This window comes from Bartonella vaga, from assembly GCF_037070895.1.
Classification (GTDB): Bacteria; Pseudomonadota; Alphaproteobacteria; order Rhizobiales; family Rhizobiaceae; genus Bartonella.
In genome coordinates this window covers 40035-53921 of the sequence record NZ_JAYMZK010000003.1, presented here as the reverse complement: position 1 = coordinate 53921, position 13887 = coordinate 40035, and the positions used below count along the sequence as shown (strand labels likewise).

Sequence of the window (13887 nt, the reverse complement as noted above, 5' to 3'; positions counted from 1 at the left end):
TAACAGTGGTTATACCAGCAGTTAATAAAATAATAAAGTGCTCCTTCTGATTCGGAGGAGCGAAGTGAGGGATCTAAGATGCGCGTATTATTAATTGAAGATGATAAAGCAACTACCCAGAGCATTGAGTTAATGCTAAAGTCAGAAAACTTTAATGTCTATATTACTGATCTAGGTGAAGAAGGAGTCGATTTAGGTAAGCTCTATGATTACGACATCATTTTGCTTGATCTGAATCTTCCGGATATGTCAGGCTATGATGTCTTGCGAACCCTGAGATTAGCAAAAATAAAAACTCCTGTCCTCATTCTTTCTGGTATGAATGGCATTGAAGATAAGGTACGTGGTTTTGGTTTTGGTGCAGACGATTATATGACAAAACCGTTCCACAAGGATGAGTTAATTGCACGTATTTATGCGGTTGTTCGTCGCTCTAAAGGGCACGCGCAATCGATCATTGTTACTGGCGATCTCACCGTTAACCTTGACGCAAAAACAGTTGAAGTTGCTGGACATCCCGTTCATTTAACTGGTAAAGAATACCAAATGCTAGAGCTTCTCTCTTTGCGCAAAGGCACCACGCTCACCAAAGAAATGTTTCTCAATCATCTCTACGGTGGAATGGATGAACCAGAACTTAAAATTATTGATGTCTTTATCTGTAAATTGCGGAAAAAATTAGAAGCAGTCTCTTCTAATGTTAACTACATTGATACAGTTTGGGGACGTGGTTATGTCTTACGTGACCCAGTTGAAAATAACGTACGTAAAACCGCTTAAACAGTGAAATCGCACATTGTAAAATCTCGGGGTACAGCGGGCCGAGATTTTTTTTTGTTCCAATAAAAGCTCGCACGCAGAAAATCTCTTAGGTATATAGAGAATATTTCTGGCTTAAGAAAATCAAAAATTCCCATTTATAGATATAACATCATCGTTCTCAGATAAAATCTAAGCTACATTTTTGCAACACAACTTAAACACTTATATCTTATTTTAAAGCTTCTTCACACTTTCCAAAATAATACAACCGTTGGTTTCATCTATATTTATTTTCATATCTGTCATCTCAGAAAGTAACACCGTATAATAAAATTGGATGACATGAGCATCGATATGTTCTTCCTTAATGTTCCCATTATATAACTCAATAAAATGAGAAGGAATACGTAAATTGTTACCACAAACCTCAAACCGAAAAGAACGTTTATGTTCGTCCTGCAAAATCATAACAACGATTTCACCCCCACGAGAAACTGTTGCGTTCGCTATCAATAATAAATTCAGTAAAAGTTTAACTTCATTTTTTGGTAAAAGCAACGCAGGAGCCTGCCATTTTAAAATTGCCTTTTCTTCCTTCATATATTGCTGAGAAACCTGCTCAGCAGAACGTGTATCTATTTGTCCTCCACTTGCCCCGGAAAAACCAAAAGCCAACCGCGCAAATTGCAAACGTGCAGAAGCACTGGCAACGGACCAACGCACCAATTGCAAAGCATCTTCTTCAGCTCCTCCTTCATCATAAAGCTCCATCGCATTTTGAATAGCGCCAACAGGTGAAATTAAATCATGGCAAATACGACTACAAAGCAAAGCAGCAAGATCGGTAGAATTCAAAGAAACAGTGAACGTCATAATTATTGAGAACTCCTAGATTTTAAAAAGTTTCATTTTAAAGCAAAACTCTTAATATCCCATGCACACATATATGGAACCTTAACAATCACGATAAAATTTTTTTAGAAACAAATTTAAGGATTTATATATCTTATTCTCTCATTTTTTATTTGAACAGAATAAAAATCCTAATATTATCTTTTGGTTTGTAATTTATAAAAGGAAAAAACTCTATGGCTCTCCCTCTTTTAACACATTGCTACAAAAGGATTGTATCCTTAATCTTCCTTTTATTCATAGTTATAAACTGCACAATCATAAACCATGCAAATGCTCAATCCCAACCAATACAACAAAAGGAACCCTATTATTCGCTGCAAGAAATTATCGATTCCGGCCATATCTTCTTTGGAAAAACTTCCAGTGGTATAGCAGTAGCAATTCAAAATGTTTTTTCACGATATGGTCACCCAAATGCCTATATTTTAGGAGAAGAAGCGTCTGGTGCTTTTCTCGCTGGACTAACCTATGGCGAAGGAACACTTTTTACTAAAAATTATGGACAACAGAAAGCTTTTTGGCAAGGACCCTCTATAGGATGGGATTTTGGTGGACAAGGCTCTCGTTTAATGATTTTAGTCTACAATCTTAATAAGATAAATAATTTATGGGGACGCTATGGTGGTATTTCAGGTTCAGCCTATTTAATAGCAGGTGTTGGTTTTCATATCCTTCAGCATAAAAACGTCCTATTAGTTCCGATACGTACAGGAGTTGGTGCACGCTTCGGCGTTAATGTAGGATATTTAAAATTAACACCCACACCGACATGGAATCCATTTTAAATGGACCCCTATTGAAAAGGAGATTTATGCTTATACAATCGCTTCTTTTTTTTATTCTTGGAGTCGCCTCCATTTCTTGGTTACTTGTGATTTTTGCCCCTCTTATTTGGCGCAAAGCCGTTCATTTTGCCCATAAACATGTTTCTGCACAAATTCCACTATCACACACTGAAATACAGGCAAATTACGATTTTCTTTCTGCCCAACATGCTGTAAAATTAGCGCAAAATGAACACAAATACGACTCTTTACAAAAAAAATATGCCCAACAAAAAATACAACTTAGCAAAGTAATGGGACAGCTTTATCAATTATCGCTTCGCACCGAAGACACTTATTCCTCAAAAAAAGAAGTTTCTACAATCAAACAAAATGACGGTGTAACAAATAATTGCATGATGGAAATCAAAATTATGCACGAAAAAATAGCACAATATCAGCAACGTTTACAAAAAATTAAAATTCATGAGCTTGCCACCGCTGCTAACCATCAACTCCTAGATGAACTGCGTGAAGAAACAAAGGAATTAGCAGCAATATTATCTGCCCAAATAGCGCTACAGGAAGGTGAAATATCACCCATAAATACACTGATCAAAAACTCCAAAAGAAAAAATGACTTGGCGTCGCGTATTCGTAAAAAAATAGCCCACGCAAAAAAAAGTTCCTTACATAAGTAATCTTTTAAAACAACTTAGTATAAATATTTAAACTGACAAACATTTGCGTTATCATGTTGATAAAAACATATAAGATGATCTTTATGCCCAAGAAATTATAGTAACAGAACAGCCGCTAATTCTGATTTTTTTTAGTTATCAACTATAAAATACTTTCCAAGGTATAATAAAATTAAAGCTAACTGTTAAATAGCCTTAAAGATAAAAAATATTATCTCAAAAACAATAAAAATCTCTTATTCCTTGGATAATCATATCCTGATCGGTCTGCGTCAAATAAGGATGCATAGGTAAACTTAAAACACAATCTACTAAAGACTCAGAAACAGAAAGAGAACCTTTTACATAAGGAAAATTTTTATAAGCTGGCTGCTCATGCAATGGAGTCTTATAATAAATCATTGTGGGAATAGAATTTTTCTGTAAGTATTCCTTTAATTTGTCGCGATTCTTCACTTTAATAGTGTATTGTGCATAGGTACAACGAACATTCTCTATCATTTGCGGAACTGTGACGATGTCCCTTAAATTATCGGAATAATATTGAGCGATTGCCATACGCTTTTCCATCTCATCTTCAAAGATAGCAAACTTTTCTAGCAAAATTGCAGCTTGAATTGCATCTAGGCGCGAATTCATACCGATACGCACATTATCGTATTGTGTTTCGCCTTTACCATGAAACAGAATAGAACGCAAAAGCTCTGCCATACTATCATCATTAGTCATCATAGCTCCCCCATCGCCATAACACCCTAGTGGTTTTGCGGGATAAAAACTTGTCGAGGATACATCACCAAACGCCCCACACATAATTTTACCGCTTCTCCCCCCAATCGATTGAGCAGCATCTTCAACAATAAAAAGATTTTCCTTTACCGCTACTTTAGCAAGTTCCTCATAATCGGCAGGAAGCCCAAATAAATCAACAGCAATAATTGCCTTTGGTTTGAGTCGTCCCTCTTTTTTAATCATTTGGATCGCTTCACAAAGTTTTTCAACATCAAGATTGAACGTATCAGGCAAAACGTCCACAAAAACAGGTTCAGCTCCTACCAAAGCGACAACTTCAGCAGTTGCAGAAAACGTGAAGCTAGGACAAAAAACAGCATCTCCCGGACCAATATTTTTAGCCATAAGAGGCATCTTCAACGCATCAGTTCCATTAGCACACGCAATAACATGCCTAACACCAAGATAATCTGCTAATTGTTCTTCAAACTCTGTTACTTTCGGTCCCAAAATATACTTACCACTGGCGACCACATGCGCAATTGCAGCATTAATTTTGTCTTCAATACGTGCGCGCTGCGCTGCAAGGTCGATAAACTGCATATTAACTCCATTAATCATCACAATAATGCAAAAACGCTATACTTATCCCTTTTATCTACGATAATTGACACTAGCAACAGTTAAAATCCGTAAAACGGCAATCGCATCATCACCATTTGTACGAGGCGACTGACGCATTGCAATACAATGAAGGAAATGCTGTAATTCACAAGTAAGCGGCAAATCCTCACAAACATCAACATACTCCAGCTTATCATTACTAAAAGCCCACTTTTGATTTTCTTTCCACACGGAAAAACGGTGCAATGCCAATTTACGGCTCCACGGTTCTATATCATCAAAAACGAGCATAGCCTTTGTACCAACAACAGTTAGACGTCTTTCACGATATGGACTAAGGCGTGAAGTAAAAAGATGACTACGTACACCATTTGGAAAAGTCATGTGAATATGAGCAAAATCAGAAAGCTGATCAATAACAGCTGCTCCTTCTCCACGAACTTCAGAAGGTTCACATTTTGTTAAAGCCAAAATCATAGAGAGATCATGAGGAGCAAGATCCCATAAAGCATCGCTTTGTGTATGAAACTTTCCAAAGCCTAATCGATGAGAATAAATATAACGTATCTCCCCTAATTCCCCTTTTTCCACCAATTCACATACTTTTTCAAAAGCAGGGTGAAAACGCAAAATATGACCTACCATAAAAATTCGCCCATATTTCGCAGCAACCTGAACTTGGTATTCAGCATCCTCTACATTCAAGGCAATTGGTTTTTCAACAAAAACATCTTTACCACTTTTAAAAGCGCGTACTGCATTTTCTGTATGGAATTGGGGAGGCAACGCCAACACCAGCGCATCAATATCCTCACGAGTAAAAAGATTTTCCGGAGCAATAGATTCCACACCATACATGCGAGCATAACCTGCAGCACGCTCAACATTCCTATCAGAAACTGCTACTAAGACTCCTAAACCTTTGAGTGTTCGTATATGATTTTCACCCCAATTTCCGCACCCTAAAACTGCTACACGTGGCACCATTTTTATGCTTTACCCTGCTTATTAATAAAAAAAAATACACTTCTACTCATTCCATACCGAGGATGAAATAGAATGACAAGAGAAAAGCGTAAAAACGATGCTTGACATCTCACTATTCTACCTCTTATACCCGTACAGAATGAGATAAGTTGTAATCATATTTGTCTATCTTGGCGGAGTAGCTCAGTAGGTTAGAGCAGAGGAATCATAATCCTTGTGTCGGGGGTTCAAATCCCTCCTCCGCTACCGTTTTATTTTCGTTGTGTTTTCAGAGGACCTTGCACTGTAGTGTGTGTAGCCTAAAAGCTGTTTTGTATAGTTTTTAAAGAGTCTTTGTACTAATTTATTTTTTCAAAAGTTTTTTTTAAAACGTTCCAAGAATTATCTTAAGTCTCTCAATTTTTCGTAAGAATTTCTCAAAATAACCCTATCTCCTTCTGATTTTTTAAAAAAAGAAAAAAAGCAACCTCTCTGCAACTATATAACTATGCAGACCCCGTTACACTCTATTAATCATTTTCTGTTTTTGCAGCATGTTCTCAACTCTTCTCCCTTATAAAATAAACAAATCGAGATTGACACAAAATGATGAACACAAATAACGAAAAAATCTCCAAACAGCGTGTAGCGTAAAAAGAATTTACATACTTTTATCCTGTAAAGATAAAAATCAAAAAGGCCATTATTAGAAATGGCACAAAATTGAAAAAATAGTGAACATCCTCAAAAACTTAAAACAAAAAAACTTTATTTTTTCTTCTATAAAACCTATCATACCATTTCATCTTTGTGAACAATAGGCTCAATACTTGCTTCAAAAAACATCTTTGTATAGCCGTGTTGTGCGTGCAAATTGCGCAAATTTTCGTTGCTGAGCTCCTCAAGAATGACCCCTTTGTGCATAATGCCAACACGCTCACAAATGTGTGCAACAACAGCAAGATCGTGGGATACCATCAAATAAGTGAGCTTTTTTTTCTCTCGTAACGATCTCAACAAATTTAAAATTTCAGCCTGTACCGACACATCCAATGCAGATGTTGGCTCATCAAGCAATAAAACCTCTGATTCAATAACCAAAGCACGTGCAAGAGCAATACGTTGACGTTGCCCTCCAGACAATTCATGCGGATAACGGTAAAGAAATGAAGAATCTAAACCAACAGAATTTAAAGCATCATGCACCCGTTCCTTTGGATTATCCATATTATGGATTTTGAGAGATTCAGAAAGAACAGTATAGACCATTTTTCTTGGATGAAGTGAAGCATAAGGATCTTGAAAAACCATTTGAACCCGGCGTAAAAAATCCTTGTTTCTATTTTTTGCTGCTTCTTGTCCATCAAAAATGAACTGACCACTATAATCCGGAATAAGCCCAACCAGTGTATTCAAAATAGTTGATTTTCCGCATCCTGATTCACCAATCAAACCATAAGCTTCACCACGCTTAATATGAAAGTTGACATTTTTAACAACCGTTACTGCTTTATGCCTATGTCCAAAAGTTACAGATAAATTAGACACATCAATAATATTCTCACAATTACTCATGGAGTAGCTCCTTCAACGCCATTAACAATCGTAGGGTTATGCAACCAATCAGAATCACGCTCAGGAACAGCCAAAACATCAACAGGACTATCAAGCCGTGGCAAACTAGCTAATAGAGCTTTAGTATAAGGATGAGAAGCACTAGACAAGTCACATGCAGGCAACTCTTCTAACACACGACCTGCATACATAACCAAAACACGATCACAGAAATTCGCAATCATATTCAAATCATGACTAATGAAAATAAGTCCCGTTCCAGATTTAGTTACAAGCTTATCCAACACTGATAAAACTTGACGTCTTACTGTAATATCAAGTGCAGATGTTGGCTCATCTGCAATAATTAAATCAGGCTCAGGAATGAGCATCATCGCAATCATCACGCGCTGCCCCATACCGCCTGATATTTCGTGAGGAAATAATCGCATCACATGTTCAGGATCACGGATATAAACAGATTCTAACATAGCAATCGTTTTTTTACGCGCATCAGATTTTGAAACACGGTAATGAATACGGTAGGCCTCCATAATCTGTTCCCCAATCCGTATTAATGGATTAAGCGAATATTTAGGGTCTTGTAAAATCATTGAAATACGCTTCCCCCGGATAGTCCGCATCCGAGATTCACTTGCAGCCAACAAATCAACATTACCAAAGCGCATTTTTTTAGCTTTAATAATTGCTGTTTTTGGATTTAATTTTAGTATCGCGCGCCCAGTCATTGATTTTCCTGACCCAGATTCGCCAACAATTCCAACTTTTTCTTTTCCGATGGAAAAATTAACACCACGCACAACCTCTAAATTGCCATGCGTTGTAGGAAAAGAAATACGTAAATCTTCTATCTCTAATAAATTTTTATCCATTACGTGGATCCAATACATCACGAAGTCCGTCGCCTAAAAGATTGAAAGCAAGGCTTGCAAGCAATATTGCACAACCTGGTATTGCAGCCAACCACCAACTTGTCATCATAAATTCACGACCTGTCGAAAGCATTGCTCCCCATTCAGGACTTGGAAGTTGAGCACCTAACCCTAAAAAACCAAGACCAGAAGCCGTCAAAATAATTCCAGACATGTCTAATGCTAACCGAACAATCACTGAAGGAATACACATAGGCGCAATATGAAATAAAATAATTCTCAAAGTAGATGCACCCTGCAAACGGACTGCTGAGACATAATCAGATGAACGTATAGTCAAAGTCTCGGCACGCGCTAAACGTGCTATCGGCGGCCACGCTGCAACAGAAATTGCAATAGCTGCATTTTCAATGCCTGGCCCTAAAGCCGCTGAAAAAGCAAGAGCTAGAATCAAACCTGGAAAAGCAAGAAAAATATCGACGATACGCATAAGAACAGCATCAACTACTCCTCCCATATAACCAGATATAGTTCCAACAATCAATCCTATAGGACCTACAATAATTGTAGTGAGAAAAACGATATAGAGAGTGATACGCGTACCAAAAATAATTCTGGTAAAAATATCACGTCCCAACTCATCGGTTCCTAAATAATGCTGCATAGATGGCGGTTGCAATCGATGCAACAGATCATTACTAAAAGGATCATAAGAAGTAATCCAAGGAGCAAAAACTGCACACAAAGCAATAACCAGAATGATAATCAAACCAAATACAGCAGAAGGATTATGAGAAAATTTTATTGCTGAATAATAAGCTTTTTGTACATTTGCTTGAATTATCGATCTTGGGACAGGTTCATTTAACCAATATCTCAAAGAAAATGATGATTGCAATTTATGATGATTATTTTTTGTCATAAACGTGTCCTCGGATCAAGTATGCGATAAAGAAAATCAGAAAATAAATTAATAGCTATAAATATAATTCCTATAAGCAAAGTGCATCCCACAACTGCATTCATATCTCCTGCTAAAAGAGCATTCGTCAAGTAACGCCCAAAACCAGGCCAAGCAAAAACTGTCTCTGTTAAAACAGCACCTTCTAATAAAGAAGCGTAAGAAAGTGCAACAACAGTGATAATCTGAATAGAAGCGTTGCGAAAAGCATGACACCAAACCGTTCGCATCAAAGATAATCCCTTAACACGTGCAGTAATAATATATTCCTGATTAAGCTGTTCAATCATAAACCCACGAGTCATACGTGTAATGTAAGCCATAGAACCGAAACCCAAAATTAAAGCAGGCAAGATAATGTGGCTTACCGCATTACAAAAAGCCTCCCACTGCCCCTGCAAAGCGGTATCCAAAAGAAAAAATCCTGTCCTAGATTCAAACGAATATTCATAAAGAAAATCAATCCGCCCTGGACCACCAACCCAACCAAGTTCAGCATAAAATATTAATAATGCCATCAGACCAAGCCAAAAAATTGGCGTTGAGTAACGAAGGAGCGTAAAAATACGAACAAAATGATCAATAAATGAATCACGATACATTGCTGCAAAAACACCAAGTGGAATACCCAAACTCGTGCCAATAATAATAGAAATTGTTGCAAGCTCTAACGTTGCAGGAAACACGCGCGTAATATCTTCCAAGACAGAGTGCCCCGAAGTTAACGCATCCCCCAAATTAAGCGAAAACACATCGCGAAGATAATTCCAATATTGAACTATCAATGGCTTATCAAGACCAAGCTTGTAAAACATGGCATCGTAAGCTTCTTGGCTAATATTATCACCAAGCATAGCAAGAACAGGATCTAAAGGAAGAATGTGACCAAGAAAAAAAGTAATGGTCACTAAACCAAGAAGCGTAAAAAATACAGAAATAAGCAACTTAAATGTCTTAAAAAAAAAGGCCCATAAGTACAAATTCTTCTTCTTTGGTGATGTTGCTATATTAGCTTCTAAACACGATAAAGTCATCTTAATAAGATCCTACACACTGATAAAAAGTAAATGCGAAGTCTTCCCCCCGCAACACAATAAAATAAATTATAACAAAGCTTTACACACAACTTTACTGATACGACTGCGCATACTTTTCTGCATCATTGTAGTAAATTCTAAAACTATTCCAAACCCAATTCTTTACTGTAGGCCCTATACCAACAGTATAATACGGCTGAAATAAATAAACCATGGGACCATGCTCAAACATATAATACTGCAAGGCATTATATTGCTTAATCCGCTTATCTTGATCTTTTTCAAATAATGCATCCATTACCATTTTATTAGCCTTTGCATCATAATAGCCAGCGCGCCAAGCCAGATTCGTGCTATGAGTTTTTGTAAATGTCGGATCAGGATTAAAAACACTATTTAATGAAACAGGATGTCCATCAGGGTCAGAACTCCCCCACCTCATAACCGCAGTATCATAATTTCCACCACGAACACGACTTAGCAATTGAGCATGTGCCATTTTTTCAATTGTAAGCTCAATACCAATTTTACGCGCATTTTCCTGGATAGATTGTGCAACAGATGAAGCATAAGAAAGGCTGCTCACCAAAAGATTAGCTTTAAAACCATCAGGATAACCCGCTTCACTTATAAGCTGCTTTGCTTTTTCTAAATCTAGACTGAAAGGTAACCCTTGCTCTTCATTCAAAGCCCCCGGAATGCCTAATGGTATGTAACTTGCTCGTGGAATTGCAATACCTTTTAAAATAGTTTTTCCAAGACCTTCATAATCAATCAAATAACGAAATGCTAATCTTACTTTTTCGTTAGCAAAAATTTCATTTTTGTTATTCAGCGAGAAATAAACAGATTGTGGTCGTAAAACACGGCTAATTCTGATAGGACCGTTCTGCTTTTCAATGCTCAAAATATCCTCTGAAGAAAAATCGCGCGCTACGTCCACATCACCTTTTTCCAAAAGCAATCTCTGACTCGTTGACTCAGCGACATGACGTATTACAATCTTCTGTATTTTTGGAGCTTCTCCCCAATAATGTTTAGCTGCTTGTAATACGACTCTGTCTCCCGGATTCCAGCGCACTAATTTATAAGGACCAACGCAAGCCGAATGGGTTGCTAAATATTTATTACCCATATCACCATTAACACTATTCGCCTCAATTATTTTCCGATCGAGTAAAGCAGAAGCATAAGATTGCCCGATAACAATCAATATAAGATGAATAGGATAAGGTTTATCCAATTTTAATTGAAGAGTTTTATCATCTAAAGCTTGAATACTTGTATCTATATTATCTTTTGTAAACCCATAGGCTATAAAAGACTGAGCAAAATTAAATCCTAATTTAACAATACGTCGCATTGACCATGCAAGATCTTGCGCTGTCGCCACTCTTCCATCATCAAACTTTAAATCATCACGAAGATGAAAAATAATTCTTTTTCCATCATCTAAAACATCCCAAGATTGAGCCATTGCAGGACGAATTTTTGCAGAATCAGATTTATCATATTGCACCAATGCACTACACATATTCATCAATATTTCACTTGTTACAATCTCAAGTGATTGCGCGGGATCAAAACTGCTAATTGAATCAATATTCCAAGCCATCACCAATGCACTTTTTTGTGGTGCACTTAATGCTGATGATATGAATCCATTAAAAAAACTTGTCACCCCTAATAAAAGATAAAGCCTCTTTAACGTTTTGCTTTTTTTCATTTTATTCCTCTACTTTGCATTTTATTTTTGAAAACATTTTTTACACAAAGCAATTCTAATTTTTCTATTGCCCCCCAAAACATAATCATAGAATTTCCTGCTTAATTTTCGCAAAATATATTCTCAATCTTTAATCTACAAATTGAGATACCTCCCCTGCCTTTTCAAATATGAATTCTCATGATTACAAATATAGACTACATAGCATACCACAAACTATACTTAATTCCACTTATAGTAACTCCCCTGCAGTTTCGTCTCTTAGATGGGTTTAAAAGCACTCTCATGCAGGGGAAACAGCGTCGTACCTATATCATAACCAGGATTTCTTTATAGTAAAGGAACTTAAATACACCTTTATTTCTCAATTACACTATAAAAAATACGCGGAGCATTATTCCATACCCATTTTTTAACAACAGGTGACATAGCAACAACACTATATCTTTGATAAATAAATGCATATGGCCCTGTTTTCATAAGCTCTCGCTGCAATTCAGCATATTTCTGTGCCCGTTTTTTAGAATCCTTTTCAAATAATGCATCCGTCACTTTCTGATTCATATTTGCATCATAGTACCCGTTTTGCCAGCTGGGATACGCTGTATTTCTAGCTTCAGGTCGATTATCGGAATTGTAAATAAGACGTAAAGCCATTGTATGAGGATCCGCAGAGTCATTATTCCATCCAACAAAAGCAGTCTCAAAAGAACGTGCATAAATTTTTGAAAATAATTGCGCACCTCCTAAGCGTTCAATTTTCAAATTCACACCAACCTTTGCAGCATTATCTTGAATAGATTGTACAATCGGCAAATTAAAAAGAGTTGCTCCGACAAGAATACTTGTCTCGAACCCATTCGGATAACCTGCCTCGGTTAAAAGCTGCTTAGCCTTTTGAAAATCAACTTTAAAGGGTTGTCCTTCTTGTTCATCTAAAGCCCCTAAAGTTCCAAGAGGAAGGAAACTTGCACGCGGAATAGCAAATCCCTTGAGAGTTGTCTTTGCAAGACCTTCATAATCAATAAGATAGCGCATTGCCAAACGCACTTTTTCATTAGCAAAGATAGGATTCGTCATATTGAAGCCCCAATACATTATAGATGGCGCCAACACTCTCTCAACCTTAATATCTGATGTTTTTTGAAGATCTAGCAAATCTTCAGATGTCAAACCACGTGCAACATCAATATCGTTTTTTTGTAACAATAAACGTTGTGTTCCCGACTCATCAACATGACGAATCAAAATCTGCTTGATCTTGGGCGCTTTTCCCCAATAATTAGAACTTGCACGCAATAAGATAGCCTCGCCAGGATGCCAACTTGTCAGCTGATAAGGACCGACACAAGCAACATGGCTAGCCAAATACCGATTTCCCATATCCCCGTCTTTTTCATGCTTCATGATTGTTTGGCGATCAAGCAAGGCTGTAGCATATCTAGCAGCAACATTACTAAGAATAAGCTCTTCTGGGTAAGGCTTATCAAATTTCATTACCACAGTTTTCTCATCTGGTGCTTGAAGAGCAGAATCAACTGTTTTAGCTGTTATACCATAATCACTAAATGTCCCAGCATTAGCCATATTCAATTTAACAACCCGCTTCATACTCCAAAGAAGGTCATAAGCATTTGCAGGACGACCATCATTAAACTTCAAGCCATCACGCAAGTGGAAAGTAATCGTCGTACTTTTACTATCCCCTGAAACCTCCCAACTTTCTGCCAGAGACGGAACTATTGTAACGGCATCATCTTGAGCAGTACTAACCAAAGCATCACAAGTATTCTCAATAATTTCAGCTGGAACAACTTCATTGATTTGCGCTGGATCAAATGTAACAATACTATCAATACTCCAAGCCATCACGAGTGTATCAACAGGGGTTTTTGCGGATAGTTGTTGCAAAGAGGCACTTACGGCAATAAGAGCAGAAATAAAAGAACCACTACTCCTCAATAATTTTCTCTTAAAACTCATCAATTTTTCCTTTGTAATATTTTTATCGATTCAGCATTTTAAAATGACACAACAAACTCACGATACCAAAAAACTGAATAAAAACGATCTAACGACCTACACATATTTATTCCATTGTTTAATCTGTTTGTTGATGCCCTAATAAAACCGTAAAAGCGCACACCCTACAGCTCATATGCTGCTAAATTTTACCCACACGACAACACATAACACCCATTATTCACTGAAACAAGAAAATTATCCCCTTAGGCTAATCATTGAATCTGAAA

At 37.1% G+C, this 13887-nt stretch carries 12 protein-coding genes and 1 tRNA gene; 4 read left to right on the top strand and 9 right to left on the bottom strand.

Annotated elements, in window-relative coordinates; translation table 11 throughout:
- The first annotated feature begins 78 nt into the window (after positions 1 to 78).
- Positions 79 to 780 carry a response regulator transcription factor CtrA gene (ctrA, locus tag WCP76_RS03050; protein ID WP_336294221.1) on the top strand — a complete coding sequence of 234 codons (702 nt, stop codon included), beginning with the start codon at positions 79 to 81 and terminating at the stop codon, positions 778 to 780.
- A gap of 216 nt (positions 781 to 996) precedes the next feature.
- Here the strand turns inward: ctrA and chpT are convergent, their stop codons facing one another.
- Complete coding sequence (chpT, locus tag WCP76_RS03045; RefSeq protein WP_336294220.1) at positions 997 to 1635, bottom strand: histidine phosphotransferase ChpT; 639 nt, start codon at positions 1633 to 1635, stop codon at positions 997 to 999.
- Positions 1636 to 1850: 215 nt separating this feature from the next.
- Here chpT and WCP76_RS03040 point away from each other — a divergent pair, with 215 nt between their 5' ends.
- Together WCP76_RS03040 and WCP76_RS03035 are read left to right on the top strand one after the other, a co-directional pair.
- Positions 1851 to 2462, top strand: a complete 612-nt coding sequence (locus WCP76_RS03040) for a DUF1134 domain-containing protein (RefSeq protein ID WP_336294219.1) — start codon at positions 1851 to 1853, stop codon at positions 2460 to 2462.
- Positions 2463 to 2488: 26 nt separating this feature from the next.
- Positions 2489 to 3142 (top strand): hypothetical protein, encoded by a 654-nt coding sequence (locus WCP76_RS03035; protein ID WP_336294218.1) that lies wholly within the window; start codon positions 2489 to 2491, stop codon positions 3140 to 3142.
- Between the two features lie 216 nt (positions 3143 to 3358).
- Here WCP76_RS03035 and WCP76_RS03030 read toward each other — a convergent pair whose 3' ends face one another.
- Complete coding sequence (locus tag WCP76_RS03030; protein WP_336294217.1) at positions 3359 to 4477, bottom strand: DegT/DnrJ/EryC1/StrS family aminotransferase; 1119 nt, start codon at positions 4475 to 4477, stop codon at positions 3359 to 3361.
- Between the two features lie 51 nt (positions 4478 to 4528).
- The gene (locus WCP76_RS03025) at positions 4529 to 5485 is read right to left on the bottom strand and encodes a Gfo/Idh/MocA family protein (protein ID WP_336294216.1); all 957 of its coding nucleotides are present in this window, start codon (positions 5483 to 5485) and stop codon (positions 4529 to 4531) included.
- A gap of 172 nt (positions 5486 to 5657) precedes the next feature.
- Here WCP76_RS03025 and WCP76_RS03020 point away from each other — a divergent pair.
- Positions 5658 to 5731, top strand: a tRNA-Met gene (locus WCP76_RS03020).
- A 525-nt stretch (positions 5732 to 6256) separates the two neighbouring features.
- On the opposite strand, the gene WCP76_RS03015 is transcribed toward WCP76_RS03020, so the two are convergent.
- The 6 genes from WCP76_RS03015 to WCP76_RS02990 all read right to left on the bottom strand — a co-directional run bounded on the left by WCP76_RS03015 (position 6257) and on the right by WCP76_RS02990 (position 13618).
- The gene (locus WCP76_RS03015) at positions 6257 to 7039 is read right to left on the bottom strand and encodes an ABC transporter ATP-binding protein (RefSeq protein WP_336294215.1); all 783 of its coding nucleotides are present in this window, start codon (positions 7037 to 7039) and stop codon (positions 6257 to 6259) included.
- Entirely contained in the window at positions 7036 to 7911 is an 876-nt protein-coding gene (locus WCP76_RS03010) for an ABC transporter ATP-binding protein (protein ID WP_336294214.1), read from the bottom strand. Before WCP76_RS03010 ends, WCP76_RS03015 begins: the two co-directional genes overlap by 4 nt.
- Positions 7904 to 8833 (bottom strand): ABC transporter permease, encoded by a 930-nt coding sequence (locus tag WCP76_RS03005; protein ID WP_336294213.1) that lies wholly within the window; start codon positions 8831 to 8833, stop codon positions 7904 to 7906. Before WCP76_RS03005 ends, WCP76_RS03010 begins: the two co-directional genes overlap by 8 nt.
- A complete protein-coding gene (locus WCP76_RS03000) occupies positions 8830 to 9906 on the bottom strand; it encodes an ABC transporter permease (RefSeq protein WP_336294212.1) in 1077 nt (358 codons plus the stop codon). The genes WCP76_RS03005 and WCP76_RS03000 overlap by 4 nt, the downstream gene beginning before the upstream one ends.
- A gap of 94 nt (positions 9907 to 10000) precedes the next feature.
- A complete protein-coding gene (locus tag WCP76_RS02995; RefSeq protein ID WP_336294211.1) occupies positions 10001 to 11635 on the bottom strand; it encodes an ABC transporter substrate-binding protein in 1635 nt (544 codons plus the stop codon).
- A gap of 357 nt (positions 11636 to 11992) precedes the next feature.
- Positions 11993 to 13618, bottom strand: coding sequence for an ABC transporter substrate-binding protein (locus tag WCP76_RS02990; protein WP_336294210.1), 1626 nt, complete (start codon positions 13616 to 13618; stop codon positions 11993 to 11995).
- Positions 13619 to 13887: the final 269 nt, after the last annotated feature.

Bases quoted from the DNA above. Each gene is read 5' to 3' on its own strand.
- ctrA (WP_336294221.1), top strand. From the start codon at position 79: ATGCGCGTATTATTAATTGAAGATGATAAAGCAACTACCCAGAGCATT.
- chpT (WP_336294220.1), bottom strand. From the start codon at position 1,635: ATGACGTTCACTGTTTCTTTGAATTCTACCGATCTTGCTGCTTTGCTT.
- WCP76_RS03040 (WP_336294219.1), top strand. From the start codon at position 1,851: ATGGCTCTCCCTCTTTTAACACATTGCTACAAAAGGATTGTATCCTTA.
- WCP76_RS03035 (WP_336294218.1), top strand. From the start codon at position 2,489: ATGCTTATACAATCGCTTCTTTTTTTTATTCTTGGAGTCGCCTCCATT.
- WCP76_RS03030 (WP_336294217.1), bottom strand. From the start codon at position 4,477: ATGCAGTTTATCGACCTTGCAGCGCAGCGCGCACGTATTGAAGACAAA.
- WCP76_RS03025 (WP_336294216.1), bottom strand. From the start codon at position 5,485: ATGGTGCCACGTGTAGCAGTTTTAGGGTGCGGAAATTGGGGTGAAAAT.
- WCP76_RS03015 (WP_336294215.1), bottom strand. From the start codon at position 7,039: ATGAGTAATTGTGAGAATATTATTGATGTGTCTAATTTATCTGTAACT.
- WCP76_RS03010 (WP_336294214.1), bottom strand. From the start codon at position 7,911: ATGGATAAAAATTTATTAGAGATAGAAGATTTACGTATTTCTTTTCCT.
- WCP76_RS03005 (WP_336294213.1), bottom strand. From the start codon at position 8,833: ATGACAAAAAATAATCATCATAAATTGCAATCATCATTTTCTTTGAGA.
- WCP76_RS03000 (WP_336294212.1), bottom strand. From the start codon at position 9,906: ATGACTTTATCGTGTTTAGAAGCTAATATAGCAACATCACCAAAGAAG.
- WCP76_RS02995 (WP_336294211.1), bottom strand. From the start codon at position 11,635: ATGAAAAAAAGCAAAACGTTAAAGAGGCTTTATCTTTTATTAGGGGTG.
- WCP76_RS02990 (WP_336294210.1), bottom strand. From the start codon at position 13,618: ATGAGTTTTAAGAGAAAATTATTGAGGAGTAGTGGTTCTTTTATTTCT.